At 65.7% G+C, this 14,118-nt stretch carries 13 protein-coding genes; all 13 read left to right on the plus strand.

Annotated features, from left to right (window positions below; all coding sequences use genetic code 11):
* The first annotated feature begins 87 nt into the window (after window positions 1-87).
* Window positions 88-1,386 carry a bifunctional 3,4-dihydroxy-2-butanone-4-phosphate synthase/GTP cyclohydrolase II gene (locus CH285_RS14080; protein ID WP_094643253.1) on the plus strand — a complete coding sequence of 433 codons (1,299 nt, stop codon included), beginning with the start codon at window positions 88-90 and terminating at the stop codon, window positions 1,384-1,386.
* A complete protein-coding gene (gene ribH, locus CH285_RS14085; RefSeq protein WP_032382074.1) occupies window positions 1,383-1,880 on the plus strand; it encodes a 6,7-dimethyl-8-ribityllumazine synthase in 498 nt (165 codons plus the stop codon). The genes CH285_RS14080 and ribH overlap by 4 nt, the downstream gene beginning before the upstream one ends.
* A complete protein-coding gene (locus CH285_RS14090; protein ID WP_027497001.1) occupies window positions 1,877-2,350 on the plus strand; it encodes a PH domain-containing protein in 474 nt (157 codons plus the stop codon). The genes ribH and CH285_RS14090 overlap by 4 nt, the downstream gene beginning before the upstream one ends.
* An 80-nt stretch (window positions 2,351-2,430) precedes the next feature.
* Window positions 2,431-4,524, plus strand: a complete 2,094-nt coding sequence (uvrC, locus tag CH285_RS14095; protein WP_048318514.1) for an excinuclease ABC subunit UvrC — start codon at window positions 2,431-2,433, stop codon at window positions 4,522-4,524.
* Window positions 4,525-4,610: 86 nt separating this feature from the next.
* The gene (gene rapZ, locus CH285_RS14100; RefSeq protein WP_057474741.1) at window positions 4,611-5,477 is read left to right on the plus strand and encodes an RNase adapter RapZ; all 867 of its coding nucleotides are present in this window, start codon (window positions 4,611-4,613) and stop codon (window positions 5,475-5,477) included.
* The gene (locus tag CH285_RS14105) at window positions 5,474-6,502 is read left to right on the plus strand and encodes a gluconeogenesis factor YvcK family protein (RefSeq protein ID WP_094643181.1); all 1,029 of its coding nucleotides are present in this window, start codon (window positions 5,474-5,476) and stop codon (window positions 6,500-6,502) included. The genes rapZ and CH285_RS14105 overlap by 4 nt, the downstream gene beginning before the upstream one ends.
* Window positions 6,493-7,476 carry a DNA-binding protein WhiA gene (gene whiA / locus CH285_RS14110; protein ID WP_027497005.1) on the plus strand — a complete coding sequence of 328 codons (984 nt, stop codon included), beginning with the start codon at window positions 6,493-6,495 and terminating at the stop codon, window positions 7,474-7,476. The genes CH285_RS14105 and whiA overlap by 10 nt, the downstream gene beginning before the upstream one ends.
* Before the next feature lie 121 nt (window positions 7,477-7,597).
* Window positions 7,598-8,617, plus strand: coding sequence for a type I glyceraldehyde-3-phosphate dehydrogenase (gene gap, locus CH285_RS14115; RefSeq protein WP_008716538.1), 1,020 nt, complete (start codon window positions 7,598-7,600; stop codon window positions 8,615-8,617).
* A 5-nt stretch (window positions 8,618-8,622) separates the two neighbouring features.
* On the plus strand, window positions 8,623-9,834 hold the full coding sequence (locus CH285_RS14120; RefSeq protein ID WP_094643182.1) for a phosphoglycerate kinase: 1,212 nt from the start codon (window positions 8,623-8,625) through the stop codon (window positions 9,832-9,834).
* A 3-nt stretch (window positions 9,835-9,837) separates the two neighbouring features.
* On the plus strand, window positions 9,838-10,623 hold the full coding sequence (gene tpiA, locus CH285_RS14125) for a triose-phosphate isomerase (RefSeq protein ID WP_027497007.1): 786 nt from the start codon (window positions 9,838-9,840) through the stop codon (window positions 10,621-10,623).
* Between the two features lie 119 nt (window positions 10,624-10,742).
* Window positions 10,743-10,976, plus strand: a complete 234-nt coding sequence (gene secG, locus CH285_RS14130) for a preprotein translocase subunit SecG (RefSeq protein WP_027497008.1) — start codon at window positions 10,743-10,745, stop codon at window positions 10,974-10,976.
* Window positions 10,977-11,027: 51 nt separating this feature from the next.
* The gene (gene ppc / locus CH285_RS14135) at window positions 11,028-13,859 is read left to right on the plus strand and encodes a phosphoenolpyruvate carboxylase (RefSeq protein WP_032372464.1); all 2,832 of its coding nucleotides are present in this window, start codon (window positions 11,028-11,030) and stop codon (window positions 13,857-13,859) included.
* A gap of 61 nt (window positions 13,860-13,920) precedes the next feature.
* Window positions 13,921-14,106: a hypothetical protein gene (locus tag CH285_RS27535; protein ID WP_139278435.1), complete on the plus strand. Its 186-nt coding sequence runs from the start codon at window positions 13,921-13,923 to the stop codon at window positions 14,104-14,106.
* Window positions 14,107-14,118: the final 12 nt, after the last annotated feature.

A 14,118-nucleotide genomic window follows, 5' to 3' on the forward strand; every position in this document is an offset into this window, starting at 1 on the left:
GTACTGTTGAAGTGCACGCAGGTAACGGTGCATCGGAGACATATCCAGGGCGCTGAGCCAGGCCCGAGACCTATGGAGCGCACTTTCGTGACCAGGTTCGACAGTATCGAGCGCGCAGTTGCGGACATCGCTGCGGGCAAAGCAGTGGTGGTCGTCGACGACGAGGACCGCGAGAACGAAGGCGACCTCATCTTCGCCGCTGAGAAGGCCACCCCGGAACTGGTTGCCTTCATGGTCCGTTACACCTCGGGCTACCTCTGTGTCCCGTTGTCCGGTGAGGATTGCGACCGACTCGGCCTGCCGCCGATGTTCGCCACCAACCAGGACAAACACGGAACGGCGTACACCGTCACCGTCGACGCGCGAGAAGGTATCGGAACCGGTATCTCCGCCTCCGACCGAGCAGCCACGATGCGCCTGCTCGCGGACCCCGACACCGGAGCGAACGACTTCACCCGCCCCGGCCATGTCGTCCCGTTGCGCGCCAAGGAAGGCGGCGTACTGCGCCGCCCCGGCCACACCGAGGCCGCCGTGGACCTCGCCCGCATGGCCGACCTCCGCCCCGCCGGAGTCATCTGCGAGATCGTCAGCCAGAAGGACGAGGGAGCGATGGCGCAGACCGACGAGCTGCGGGTGTTCGCCGACGAACACGACCTCGCACTGATCTCGATCGCCGATCTGATCGCGTGGCGCCGTAAGCACGAGAAGCACGTCGTCCGCGTCGCCGACGCGCGAATCCCCACCAGCCACGGCACGTTCCGGGCCGTCGGCTACCAGAGCATCTACGACGAGGTCGAACACGTCGCGCTGGTGCGCGGCGACATCTCCGGCCCCGACGCCGACGGCAGCGACGTGCTGGTCCGGGTGCACTCCGAATGCCTCACCGGCGACGTCTTCGGATCGCTGCGCTGCGACTGCGGCCCACAGCTCGACGCCGCCCTCGAAATGGTGGCGGCCGAGGACCGGGGAATCGTGCTGTACATGCGAGGACACGAAGGACGCGGAATCGGCCTGCTGCACAAACTCCAGGCCTACCAACTCCAGGACGCAGGCTCGGACACCGTCGACGCCAACCTGCAGCTCGGTCTGCCCGCAGACTCCCGCGACTACGGAATCGGCGCCCAGATCCTCGTCGACCTCGGGGTCTCGTCCATGCGCCTGCTCACCAACAATCCGGCCAAACGAGTCGGGCTCGACGGCTACGGCCTCCACGTCACCGAGCGGGTGCCGATGCCGTTGCGCGCCAACGCCGAGAACCTGACCTACCTGCGCACCAAACGCGACCGCATGGGCCACGACCTGGTCGGCCTGGACGACTTCGAGCAAAATGACCCCGCACACCCCGCAGGCTCCACTCCTGTCCGCGAGAACGGGGTCAACCCATGAGCGGCGACGGCGAACCCACCCTTCAGCTGGCAGGCGCGAGTGATCTGAAGTTGGCTGTCGTGGCCGGTCAGTGGCATCGGACGATCTCCGAGGCGCTGCTCGCCGGTGCGCTCCGCAAAGCCGAGTCCGCCGGGGTACGCGACGTCACGGTCATTCGCGTCGCCGGAGCCATCGAACTACCCGTCGTCGCCCAGGCCCTGGCTCGCACCCACGATGCCGTCGTCGCTCTCGGCGTGGTCATCCGCGGCGGCACACCGCACTTCGAGTACGTCTGCGATGCCGTCACAGCCGGCCTGACACGGGTATCGCTCGACGAGGGCACTCCGGTCACCAACGGGGTGCTCACCACCAACGACGAGCAGCAGGCGCTCGATCGCGCCGGTCTGCCCGACTCGTTCGAGGACAAGGGTGGGCAGGCCACCGCGGCCGCCATCGACACGGCCCTGACCCTCAAGCACCTCCGGCAGCCGTGGACGAATCAGGACTTCCAATGACGCGCGACGAATCCCCGTCCGAATGGGACATGGAAGTGAAGTCCCGTAAGTCGGCCCGGTACGCGATCGCTGCCGCGGTGTTGCTCGTCGTCGCTCACTCGACTGTCGCGGTGCTGCTTCGGGTGTCGCCGACCGGGGTCTATTTCAGGACCGCCGATCAGCTGGCGATGGCGGGAATAGGCGTGTTGCTGGCGGGCCTGGCTCTGCTGCTCACCCGCCCGCGCATTCGCGTCGGTCCGGCAGGTGTGGCGGTCCGAAACGTGTTCTCGGAGCGGATGATCGAGTGGGACCTCGTGCGCGGCCTGTCATTTCCCGACGGGGCGATGTGGGCCAGGGTCGACATCCCCGACGACGAGTTCATCAATGTGATGGCCATCCAGTCCAACGATCGTGAGCACGCCGTCGCGGCCGTTCGAAAGTTCCGTGCGCTCGAGCGCGAGTACGCGCCCGCTCGCGTCGATCAGGACTGACTCTCTGCCGCACGCTCTCGTGCACCGCTGCTGAGCTGGAGATGCGGAGAACGTCGGACCCGACCGCTAACGTGGAAGGCGTGTCCGACCCCGCTACCTATCGTCCGGCCACCGGAACCATCCCGGTGGAACCGGGCGTGTACAAATTCCGCGATCCGCACGGTCGCGTCGTCTACGTAGGCAAGGCCAAGAGCCTTCGCAGTCGCCTCAATTCCTACTTCGCCGACGTGGCCTCGCTGCATCCGAGGACCCGGCAGATGGTCACCACCGCGGCGTCCGTGGAGTGGACGGTGGTCACCACCGAAGTCGAGGCACTGCAGCTCGAGTACAACTGGATCAAGGAATTCGATCCACGGTTCAATGTCCGCTACCGCGACGACAAGAGCTACCCGATGCTCGCGGTGACGATGAACGAGGAATTCCCACGCCTGTTCGTGTACCGCGGACCCCGCCGTAAGGGCGTGCGCTACTTCGGTCCCTACGCTCATGCGTGGGCCATTCGCGAGACGCTCGACCTGCTGCTGCGCGTGTTCCCGGCACGAACGTGCTCGACCGGAGTCTTCAAGCGGCACAACCAGATCGGTCGCCCCTGCCTGCTCGGGTACATCGACAAGTGCTCGGCGCCGTGCGTGGGACGCGTCAGTGCCGAAGAACACCGCAGTACCGTCGAGGACTTCTGCGACTTCCTGGCCGGCAAGACCGACAAACTCGTGCGACAGCTCGAGAAGAAGATGCAGGCGGCCTCGGAGGATCTCGACTTCGAGACCGCGGCACGGTTACGTGACGACGTGGGCGCGCTGCGTCGGGCGTTGGAGAAGCAGGCCGTGGTGCTCGGTGACGGTACCGACGCAGATCTGGTCGCATTCGCCACCGACGCCCTCGAAGCCGCCGTTCAGGTCTTCCACGTCCGCGGTGGCCGCGTACGGGGACAGCGCGGGTGGGTGGTCGAGAAGGCGGGTGAGGTGATCGAACGGCAGGACGAGGCCGACCTCCCCGCCCTCGTCGAACAGTTCCTCACCCAGTTCTACGGCGAACAGGCTGCGTTGTCCGCGCAGACCCCGGGCGGCGATGACGGCGGGTCCAACGCGGTTCCGCGTGAGGTACTGGTGCCGGTGTTACCGGACAACGCCGACGAAGTGCAGGTGTGGCTCAGCGAGTTGCGTGGATCCAATGTCACTTTGCGGGTTCCGCAGCGCGGCGACAAGAAGGCACTGGCCGAGACCGTCGAACGCAACGCCAAAGAGGCTCTGCAGCAGCACAAGCTGAAGCGTGCGGGTGATTTCACATCGAGATCTGCTGCGCTGCAAGGCATTCAGGAGGCGCTCGATCTGGATTCGGCACCGCTGAGAATCGAATGCATCGATATCTCGCACGTGCAGGGCACCGATGTGGTCGCGTCACTGGTCGTGTTCGAGGACGGATTGCCGCGCAAGAGCGACTACCGCCACTACGCGATCAAGGAAGCGGCAGGCGACGGGCATTCCGACGACGTCGCCAGCATCGCCGAGGTGACCCGGCGTCGTTTCCTCCGTCATTCTGCAGACGGAGCCAACGCTGTCGGCAGCGGCGGCGATCTGGCTCCCGAAGCCGCGCTCGATCCCCAAACCGGTAGGCCACGCAGGTTCGCTTATCCGCCCAACCTGTTCGTCGTCGACGGCGGTGCACCACAGGTCGCAGCGGCCGCAGCAGTGCTGGACGAACTCGGTGTCACCGACGTCGCCGTCGTCGGGCTCGCCAAACGACTGGAAGAAGTGTGGGTACCGGGGGAGGAGGATCCGGTGATCCTGCCGCGCACGAGTGAATCGCTCTATCTCCTGCAGCGAGTGCGCGACGAGGCGCACCGATTTGCCATCACCTTCCATCGAAGCAAGCGATCGCGCCGTATGACTGCGTCGGCCCTCGACTCGGTGCGCGGTCTCGGCGAGTCGAGGAGAACCGCGCTGGTGGCGCATTTCGGTTCGGTGGCCAATCTCAAGAAGGCAACGGTCGAAGAGATCGTCGAGGTCCCCGGAATCGGCGCGACCACCGCCAAGTCGGTGCTGGCCGCGTTGGGTTCCGACCCGAGCGGGGCCGATGTAGGCGATGATGGCAGCGCAACGGCAACGACACCGGGCGAGAACACGGCCGACCATGCGATCGAACCGCGTGTGGAATCGGCGGGACAGGCTTCGTAGTGAGCGAACACCAGACACAGGCACACCCACCGTCCGAGCCGCACCCCGGAAACCCCGAAGAGCGGGCCGACTCGCCGCACGACGGCATCGAAGTGGCGTTGGTCACGGGCGTGTCCGGCGCCGGGTTGCGCACGGCCGCCAAGATTCTCGAAGATCTGGGTTGGTACGTGGCCGACAACCTGCCGCCCGAGCTCATTTCCAAGATGGTCGATCTCGGGCTGGAGTCGCAGCCCCGTATCGAGCGTCTCGCCTTGGTGATGGACGTGCGCAGCCGCCTGTTCACCGGCGATCTGGGCTGGGTGGTCAAGGAACTCGACTCCAAGGGTGTGCGCAATCGCGTGCTGTTCCTGGATGCGTCCGACGCCGTGCTGGTCCAGCGGTTCGAATCGAATCGGCGCAGTCACCCGTTGCAGAACGACGGCCAGGACGGAACTCTGACCGAGGGGATCACGGCCGAGCGACTACGGCTCGCGCAGGTCAAGGCGGCCGCCGACCTGACCGTCGACACGACCTCGTTGTCGGTGCACCAGCTTCGGCGCAAGATCGAAACGGTCTTCGGGGCCTCCGACACTGTCGGCGTCGGCGTGACGGTCCAGTCCTTCGGCTTCAAGTACGGGCTACCGATGGATGCCGACCTGGTCTGCGACGTGCGTTTTCTGCCCAATCCCCATTGGGTGCCCGAACTGCGCGAACACACCGGTCAGGACGTGGATGTTCGCGACTACGTCCTCGGACAGAACGGGGCGCACGACTACCTGCAGACGTACACGCACCTGTTGAATCTGACCATCGAGGGATACGTGCGGGAAGGCAAGCGATACATGACGGTGGCCGTGGGCTGCACCGGAGGAAAACACCGAAGCGTCGCGATGACGGAGGCCCTGGCCGGTATTCTCGCCGAACAGGGGGACGTATCGGTCCGCGTCCTGCACCGTGATCTGGGCCGCGAATGAGCGATACTCCGCACCGTCCGGTATCGGGTTCGGGTCCCAAGATCGTCGCGCTGGGCGGCGGCCATGGTTTGTACGCGACGCTGTCGGCAGCTCGGCTGCTCAGCAGCGATGTCACTGCAGTCGTGACGGTCGCGGACGACGGCGGGTCCTCGGGTCGTCTGCGGGCAGAACTCGGCGTCATCCCGCCCGGCGATCTGCGGATGGCGCTGGCTGCCCTGGCGCGCTCGGACGCCAGGACCCAGCTGTGGACCGACGTCATTCAGCACCGATTCGGGGGCACCGGCGCCTTGGCCGGCCACTCGGTGGGCAATCTGGTTCTCGCCGGGCTCACCGAAGTACTCGGCGACCCGATAGCTGCCCTCGACGAGATGGTGCACATGCTCGGTATCGACGGACGAGTGCTGCCGATGTCACCGATTGCGCTCGACATCGAGGCCGATGTGTCCGGCCTCGAGGACGACCCACGCGTGAGTCGCGTCATTCGTGGTCAGGTCGCCGTCGCCACGACGCCCGGCAAGGTTCGACGCGTGCGGCTGTTGCCACCGGATCCGCCTGCGACGCCGGAGGCGCTGACCGCCATCGCCGCGGCGGACCTGGTCGTGCTCGGGCCAGGATCGTGGTTCTCGAGTGTCATTCCCCACGTTCTGGTGCCCGATCAGCTCGCTGCATTGGCGCGCACGAGTGCGCCCAAGGTGCTCGTACTCAACCTGGCACCGGAGCTGGGGGAGACCACCGGATTCTCCGCCGAGCGCCATGTCCACGTACTCTCCCAACACGCACCTGATTTGGGAATCGACCACGTGTTGGTCGATTCCGCCTCGGTCCCGGAGGGCAGCAACCGCGAGCACGTGGCGCGCGCCGCTGCCCGGCTCGGCGCTGGGGTCGTCTACGTCGACGTTGCCGAAACCGGCACTCACGCACATCATTACGGAAAGCTGGCTGCTGCTCTCGGAGCCATCGTGTCGTCCACCGACGGCTCGGCACCGACAGCGGCGCGCAGAGAGGGGATCACTTCGTGGCCATGACAGCGGAGGTCAAGGACGAGCTGAGCAGGCTCACCGTCAGTCAGGTCAGCTGCCGCAAGGCCGAGGTGTCCGCCCTGCTGCGTTTCGCCGGCGGGTTGCACATCGTCGCGGGTCGAGTGGTGGTGGAGGCCGAGGTGGATCTCGGCTCCATCGCACGGCGGCTGCGACGCGAGATCTTCGAGCTGTACGGCTACTCCTCGGATGTCCACATGCTCAGTGCCGGAGGCCTGCGCAAGACGTCTCGGTACGTGGTGCGCGTGGCCAAGGACGGTGAGGCTCTGGCCCGCCAGACCGGGCTGCTCGACCTCCGTGGACGTCCCGTGCGTGGCCTGCCCGCTCAGGTCGTGGGCGGCACGGTCGGCGACTCCGAGGCCGCGTGGCGCGGCGCGTTTCTCGCCCACGGCTCGCTCACCGAGCCGGGCCGGTCGTCCGCGCTCGAGATCAGCTGCCCCGGGCCCGAAGCGGCGCTCGCCCTCGTCGGTGCCGCTCGGCGCCTCGGCGTGGCAGCCAAGGCACGTGAGGTGCGCGGCACCGATCGAGTCGTCGTACGAGACGGCGAAGCAATCGGAGCGTTGCTCACGCGCATGGGCGCTCAGGACACCCGGTTGGTGTGGGAGGAGCGCCGGATGCGCCGCGAGGTGCGGGCCACCGCCAACCGTCTGGCCAATTTCGACGACGCCAACCTGCGCCGGTCCGCTCGGGCCGCGGTTGCGGCCGCCGCTCGCGTCGAGCGGGCTCTGCACATTCTGGGCGACGACGTACCCGATCATCTCGCTGCGGCAGGTTCGCTTCGGGTCCAGCACCGCCAGGCCTCGCTGGAGGAACTCGGTCAGTTGGCCGACCCGCCGATGACCAAGGACGCGGTGGCCGGTCGGATCCGGCGTCTGCTGTCCATGGCCGATCGGAAAGCGAAGGAGACCGGGATACCCGACACCGAGTCGGCGGTCACCGCGGAGCTGCTCGACGAGGCGTAGAGCGCCTCGATCGAGTGATGCGCGCGCTCCGCCGGAGCGCACACTAGGGTAGGAACCGCGTGTGGCACCCCGCATGCAGGCACGACCAGACATCTGTTTTCACAACTTTTAGGAGCGAACAGTGACGATCCGGGTAGGCGTCAACGGCTTCGGCCGCATCGGGCGTAACTTCTTCAGGGCTGTCGACGCGCAGAAGGCGCTCGGTACCACCGACATCGAAATCGTTGCTGTCAACGACCTGACCGACAACGCATCGCTCGCACACCTGCTCAAGTACGACTCGATCCTGGGCCGCTTGCCGCACGACGTCTCGCTCGAAGGCGAAGACACCATCGTCGTCGGCGGCCAGAAGATCAAGGCTCTGTCGCTGCGTGAGGGACCGTCCGCACTTCCGTGGGGTGACCTGGGTGTCGACGTCGTCGTCGAGTCCACCGGCATCTTCACCGACGCTGCGAAGGCTCAGGGTCACATCGACGCCGGTGCCAAGAAGGTCATCATCTCCGCGCCCGCCAAGGGCGAGGACATCACCATCGTCATGGGCGTCAACGACGACAAGTACGACGGCAGCCAGAACATCATCTCCAACGCGTCGTGCACCACCAACTGCCTCGGCCCCATCGCCAAGGTTCTCGACGACGAGTTCGGCATCGTCTCGGGTCTCATGACGACCATTCACGCGTACACGCAGGATCAGAACCTGCAGGACGGCCCGCACAGCGATCTGCGTCGTGCACGTGCCGCAGCTCTGAATGTCGTCCCCACCGGTACCGGTGCAGCCAAGGCCATCGGCCTGGTTCTCCCGCAGCTGCTCGGCAAGCTCGACGGCTACGCACTTCGGGTGCCGATCCCCACCGGCTCTGTCACCGACCTGACCGCTCTGCTGAAGAAGAAGGCCAGCGCCGAGGACATCAACGCCGCGATGAAGGCTGCCGCGGAGGGCCCGCTGAAGGGCATCCTGAAGTACAACACCGATCCCATCGTGTCCTCGGACATCGTCACCGATCCGCACTCGTCGATCTTCGACGCGCCGCTGACCAAGGTCATCGACGACCAGGTGAAGATCGTCTCCTGGTACGACAACGAGTGGGGCTACTCCAACCGCCTCGCCGACCTCATCGGTCTCGTCGGCAAGTCCCTCTGACACCGATGGCTGTCAAGACACTGCAGGATCTGCTCGATGCCGGTGTCGAAGGACGTGGCGTCCTCGTGCGATCGGACTTCAACGTCCCGCTCGAGGACGGCACGATCACCGACCCCGGCCGCATCCAGGCGTCGATTCCGACCCTTCGTGCACTGGTCGAAGCCGGAGCGAAGGTCATCGTCACCGCTCACCTCGGTCGCCCCGACGGCAAGCCCGATGCGAAGTACAGTCTGGCTCCGGTCGCTGCCAAGCTCGGCGAACTGCTCGGCCGGCACGTCCAGCTCGCGGGAGACGTTGTGGGTCAGGACGCCGAGGCACGCGCCGAGGGCCTGACCGACGGCGACGTACTGCTGCTCGAGAACATCCGCTTCGATTCGCGTGAGACCAGCAAGGACGAGTCCGAGCGAGCCGCACTGGCTCGCGAGCTCGTTGCTCTCGCCGGCGACGATGCGGCATTCGTCTCCGACGGATTCGGCGTCGTGCACCGCAAGCAGGCGTCGGTCTACGACGTGGCGCAGCTGCTTCCGCATTACGCGGGCACACTCGTCGCGGCCGAGGTCGAGGTGTTGGCCAAGCTGACCGAGGATGCGGCTCGTCCGTACGCGGTGGTGCTCGGCGGCTCCAAGGTCTCGGACAAGCTCGGCGTCATCGAGGCGTTGGCTCCCAAGGTCGACACCCTCGTCATCGGCGGCGGCATGGCGTTCACTTTCCTTGCGGCGCAGGGCTATTCGGTCGGTAACTCGCTGCTTCAGGAGGATCAGATCGGGGTCTGCAAGGACCTGCTCGAGCGCTTCGGCGACGTGATCCACCTTCCGGTCGACATCGTCGTAGGAGACAAGTTCGCGGCCGACGCCGAGTCGAAGACCGTGAAGGCGTCCGAAATTCCGGACGGCTGGATGGGTCTGGACATCGGACCGGACTCGGTCAGTCGTTTCGCCGTCGTGCTGTCCAATGCGAAGACGATCTTCTGGAACGGACCTGCAGGCGTCTTCGAGTTCGACAAGTTCTCGGCCGGTACCAAGGGCATCGCAGAGGCGATCATCGGAGCCACCGAGAAGGGCGCGTTCAGCGTGGTCGGTGGTGGTGATTCCGCGGCTGCGGTACGCACCCTCGGGCTGCCCGACGACGGCTTCTCGCACATCTCCACCGGTGGCGGTGCATCCCTCGAATACCTCGAGGGCAAGCAGCTGCCCGGTCTATCCGTCCTGGAGGCGTAACGCATGGCACGTAAGCCGCTCATCGCGGGCAACTGGAAGATGAACCTCAACCACCTCGAGGCCATCTCGCTTGTGCAGAAGATCGCCTTCTCGCTGCCCGAGAAGTACTTCGACAAGGTGGACGTCACGGTCATTCCGCCGTTCACCGACATCCGCAGCGTCCAGACGCTGATCGAAGGCGACAAGCTCCTGCTCACCTATGGTGCGCAGGACGTCTCCGCCGAGGACAGCGGCGCATTCACGGGCGAGATCAGCGGGTCGATGCTGGCCAAGCTGGGATGCACCTTCGTCGTGGTCGGCCACTCCGAGCGACGCACGTTGCACAGCGAGGACGACGCCGTCGTTCTGGCGAAGACGAAGGCTGCCTTGAAGAACGGGCTCACACCGATCGTGTGCATCGGCGAGGGTCTGAACATCCGTGAGGCCGGTGAGCACGTGGCCTACAACGTGGCTCAGCTCCGCGGTTCGCTCGATGGCCTCTCGGCCGACGACATCGCCAAGGTCGTCATCGCCTACGAGCCGGTATGGGCCATCGGCACGGGACGCGTGGCCTCGGCGTCGGACGCTCAGGAAGTGTGCGGTGCCATTCGGGAGGAATTGAAGGAATTGGCGTCGGCCGAGGTCGCCGCGGGCGTCCGCGTGCTGTACGGCGGTTCGGTCAACGCCAAGAACGTCGGCGAGATCGTCGGCCAGCCCGACGTCGACGGCGCGCTGGTCGGTGGCGCTTCGCTCAAGGCGGACGAGTTCGCCACATTGTCGGCCATCGCCGCAGGGGGACCGTTGCCCTGATCGGCCATCGTCACCGCTGCACAGAACTGGTTTCGGACACCTCGCTTCGGCGGGGTGTCCGAAGTCGTTCGTGGGGCCAGGTAGGCTGCTGAGGGCATCGAATCGAGTTTGAGGTGGACATGGATCTGTTTCTGGATATTCTGCTGGTCATCACCAGCCTGGCGCTGATCTTGCTGATCCTGCTGCATCGCGGCAAGGGTGGCGGTCTGTCCAGCCTGTTCGGTGGCGGCGTGCAGTCCAGCCTGTCCGGCTCCACGGTCGTCGAGAAGAACCTCGACCGCCTCACCGTATTCACCGGCCTCATCTGGCTCATCGCGATCCTCGGGATCGGTCTCGAGATCAAGTACACCTGATCCGTCCCGGCTCCGAGTGCGAGTTGACGGCCGAGCGACGATACTGGGGGGATGAGCGAATCCTCTTACGAGTCAGTCGGTTCCCCGGCATTCGTCACACCGACAGCTCGCGGGCGAGAGTTGACCGAGCCACTGCGGGAGGACATCCGCTATCTCGGCGGCATCCTCGGTGAGATCATTCGGGAACACGAGGGCGACGAGGTCTTCGAGCTCATCGAGTCCGCGCGAGTGGAATCCTTCGCGGTGCGCCGCTCGGAGATCGAACGCGACGACTCTGTCGGCCGGTACACCGATGTCGAAGTGGCTCAAGCTGTTCCGTTGATCCGCGCGTTCAGCCACTTTTCGTTGCTGGCGAACCTGGCCGAGGATCTTCACCGTGAGCGCCGGAGAGCCATTCATCTGGACAACGGAGACCCGCCGCAGGACAGCAGCCTGGACGCCACGTGGTCGAAGATCGACGCCGCCGCTCCGTCGCGCGAGCAGGTCGCCGCCGCGCTGACCGACGCGTTGGTGGCCCCGGTCATCACCGCGCACCCCACCGAAACGCGTCGTCGAACGGTGTTCGACGTCCAATCGAAGATCACCGCACTGATGCGTCGGCGCGAGGTCGCGTCGGCTGCCCCGGAGGGCAAAGCCGCCGGAGCCGCCAAGGAATTGGCCGTGATCGACGTGCAGATTCGCCGGCAGGTGCTGACGCTGTGGGAAACCGCCCTGATTCGGCTGTCGCGATTGCGCATCCAAGACGAGATCGAAGTGGGTCTCCGATACTTCGAGTCCTCGCTGTTCGATGTCATGCCCGCCCTCAATGCCGATGTCCGCGCGGCGCTGCGAGCGCGATGGCCGGAGGACGACCTGCTGCCGCGGCCGATACTTCGGCCGGGGTCGTGGATCGGAGGAGACCGCGACGGTAACCCGAACGTCACCGGCGAGGTGGTGCACACGGCCACTCATCAGGCCGGTTACGTGGCGTTCGAGCACTACCTCGACGAACTGGTTGCGTTGGAGAAAGAGTTGTCGATGTCCGCGCGGCTCGTCGCGGTCACCGAGGAACTGGAGGCTCTGGCCGAGGCGTCTGCGGAACCGGACGACCGCCGGGCCGACGAACCGTACCGTGTTGCCGTTGTCGGTATCCGGGCCCGGCTGACAGCAACGGCACGGGCGGTGCTCGACGCGGTTCCGGTGTCCGGAATCGATCTCGGTGCCAACCCGTATGCGAGCCCGCAGGAAGTCCTCGACGATCTCGACACTCTGGACCGCGCGCTCCGGGCCGACGGAGACGGTCTGATCGCCGACGATCGGCTGCTTCGACTGCGGCAATCGGTCGAGACGTTCGGATTTCATCTCCAGGCTCTGGACATGCGGCAGAACTCCGAGACCCACGAGGAAGTGGTCGCGGAGCTGTTGGCCTGGGCCGGGGTTCATCAGGACTACCGGTCTCTCGACGAGGACGAGCGCGTGTCGGTGCTGTCCCACGAACTCGCCACTCGGCGTCCCTTGATCGGGCCCACCGCGCAACTTAGTGACCTCGCTGCGAAGGAACTGGGCATCGTCAAGGCGGCCAAGGAGGCCATCGACCACCTGGGCCCGGACACCGTTCAGAACTACATCATCAGCATGTGTCAGTCCGTCAGTGACATGCTCGAGGCGGCCCTGCTGCTCAAGGAAGCGGGGATCTTCGATCCCGGCGTCGACGGTTCGGCACCTACGTCGACGGTGGGTGTCGTGCCGCTCTTCGAGACGATCGAGGACCTGCAGCAGGGTGCCGCGACGCTGCTCGCCACTCTCGACGTTCCGATCTATCGAGCTCTCGTCGCCGGTCGAGGCATGAACCAGGAGGTCATGCTCGGTTACTCGGACTCGAACAAGGACGGTGGCTATCTCGCGGCCAACTGGGCGCTGTATCGGGCAGAACTCGACCTGCTCGAAGCGTCCCGTAAGACAGGAATTCGGTTGCGACTCTTCCACGGTCGCGGTGGCACCGTCGGGCGCGGCGGCGGCCCCAGTTACGACGCGATTCTGGCGCAACCGCCCGGCGTGGTGCAGGGATCGCTTCGTCTCACCGAGCAGGGCGAGATCATTGCAGCGAAGTACGCCGAACCGTCGATGGCGCGGCGCAACCTCGAATCGTTGGTCGCGGGCACACTCGAATCGACGCTGCTCGACCTCGAAGGATTGGGTGACGGCGCCGAGGCCGCCTACGACGTTCTGGACGATCTCGCGGCCAAAGCTCGGGCAGCGTACGGCCGGCTGGTGCACGAGGAGCCCGGGTTCGTCGAGTACTTCCGCACGTCCACGCCCGTTGCCGAGGTCGGCGAGTTGAACATCGGGTCGCGTCCGGCGTCGCGTAAGCCGACGAATTCCGTGTACGACCTGCGTGCTATCCCCTGGGTGATGTCGTGGAGTCAGTGCCGCGTCATGCTGCCCGGCTGGTACGGCACCGGATCGGCGTTCGAGGAGTGGGTCGGTGACGACGACTCCAAGCTGGAGGTACTCGCGGATCTGTATCGAAAGTGGCCGTTCTTCCGCACTGTGCTGTCCAACCTGGCGCAGGTCATGGCCAAGTCCGATCTGGGCATCGCCGCTCGGTATGCGGAACTCGTTCCCGACGCCGACCTCCGCGCACGCATCTTCGGCATGATCGAGGCCGAACACGCCACCACCGTTCGGATGTATCTGAAGATCACCGGTCACAGTCGACTGCTTGAGGACAACCCGGCGCTGGAGCGATCGGTACACAACCGGTTCCCGTACCTGGAACCTCTCAACCAGATGCAGGTCGAGATGTTGCGTCGATACCGCAACGGCGACGACGACGAACGGGTCAAACGAGGAATCCTGCTGACGATGAACGGCCTGGCCACGGCACTACGCAACAGCGGCTAGCACCGTACGTCTCGCTGCGCTGCCGCGGAACCGGTGGCCGACAGTCTGCGTCCAACCGGGTATGAGGACGTGCAGAAACACTCTCGACGCGTGGCGGGACGGGACGGCGTATCGGGTGATCGCTCGATCGCGGTATGCGGACTTCCGAGGCGGACTCGGTGACGACGGCGAGTCCATGCGTGGTTCGGACGGCAGTGCTTCGGACGGCGTCGGTTCGAACGACTACGGCGTCGATTCAGGGGAGTGAATCTCCTGAATC

The organism is Rhodococcus sp. 05-2256-B1 (genome assembly GCF_002258465.1).
Lineage (GTDB): Bacteria > Actinomycetota > Actinomycetes > Mycobacteriales > Mycobacteriaceae > Rhodococcoides > Rhodococcoides fascians.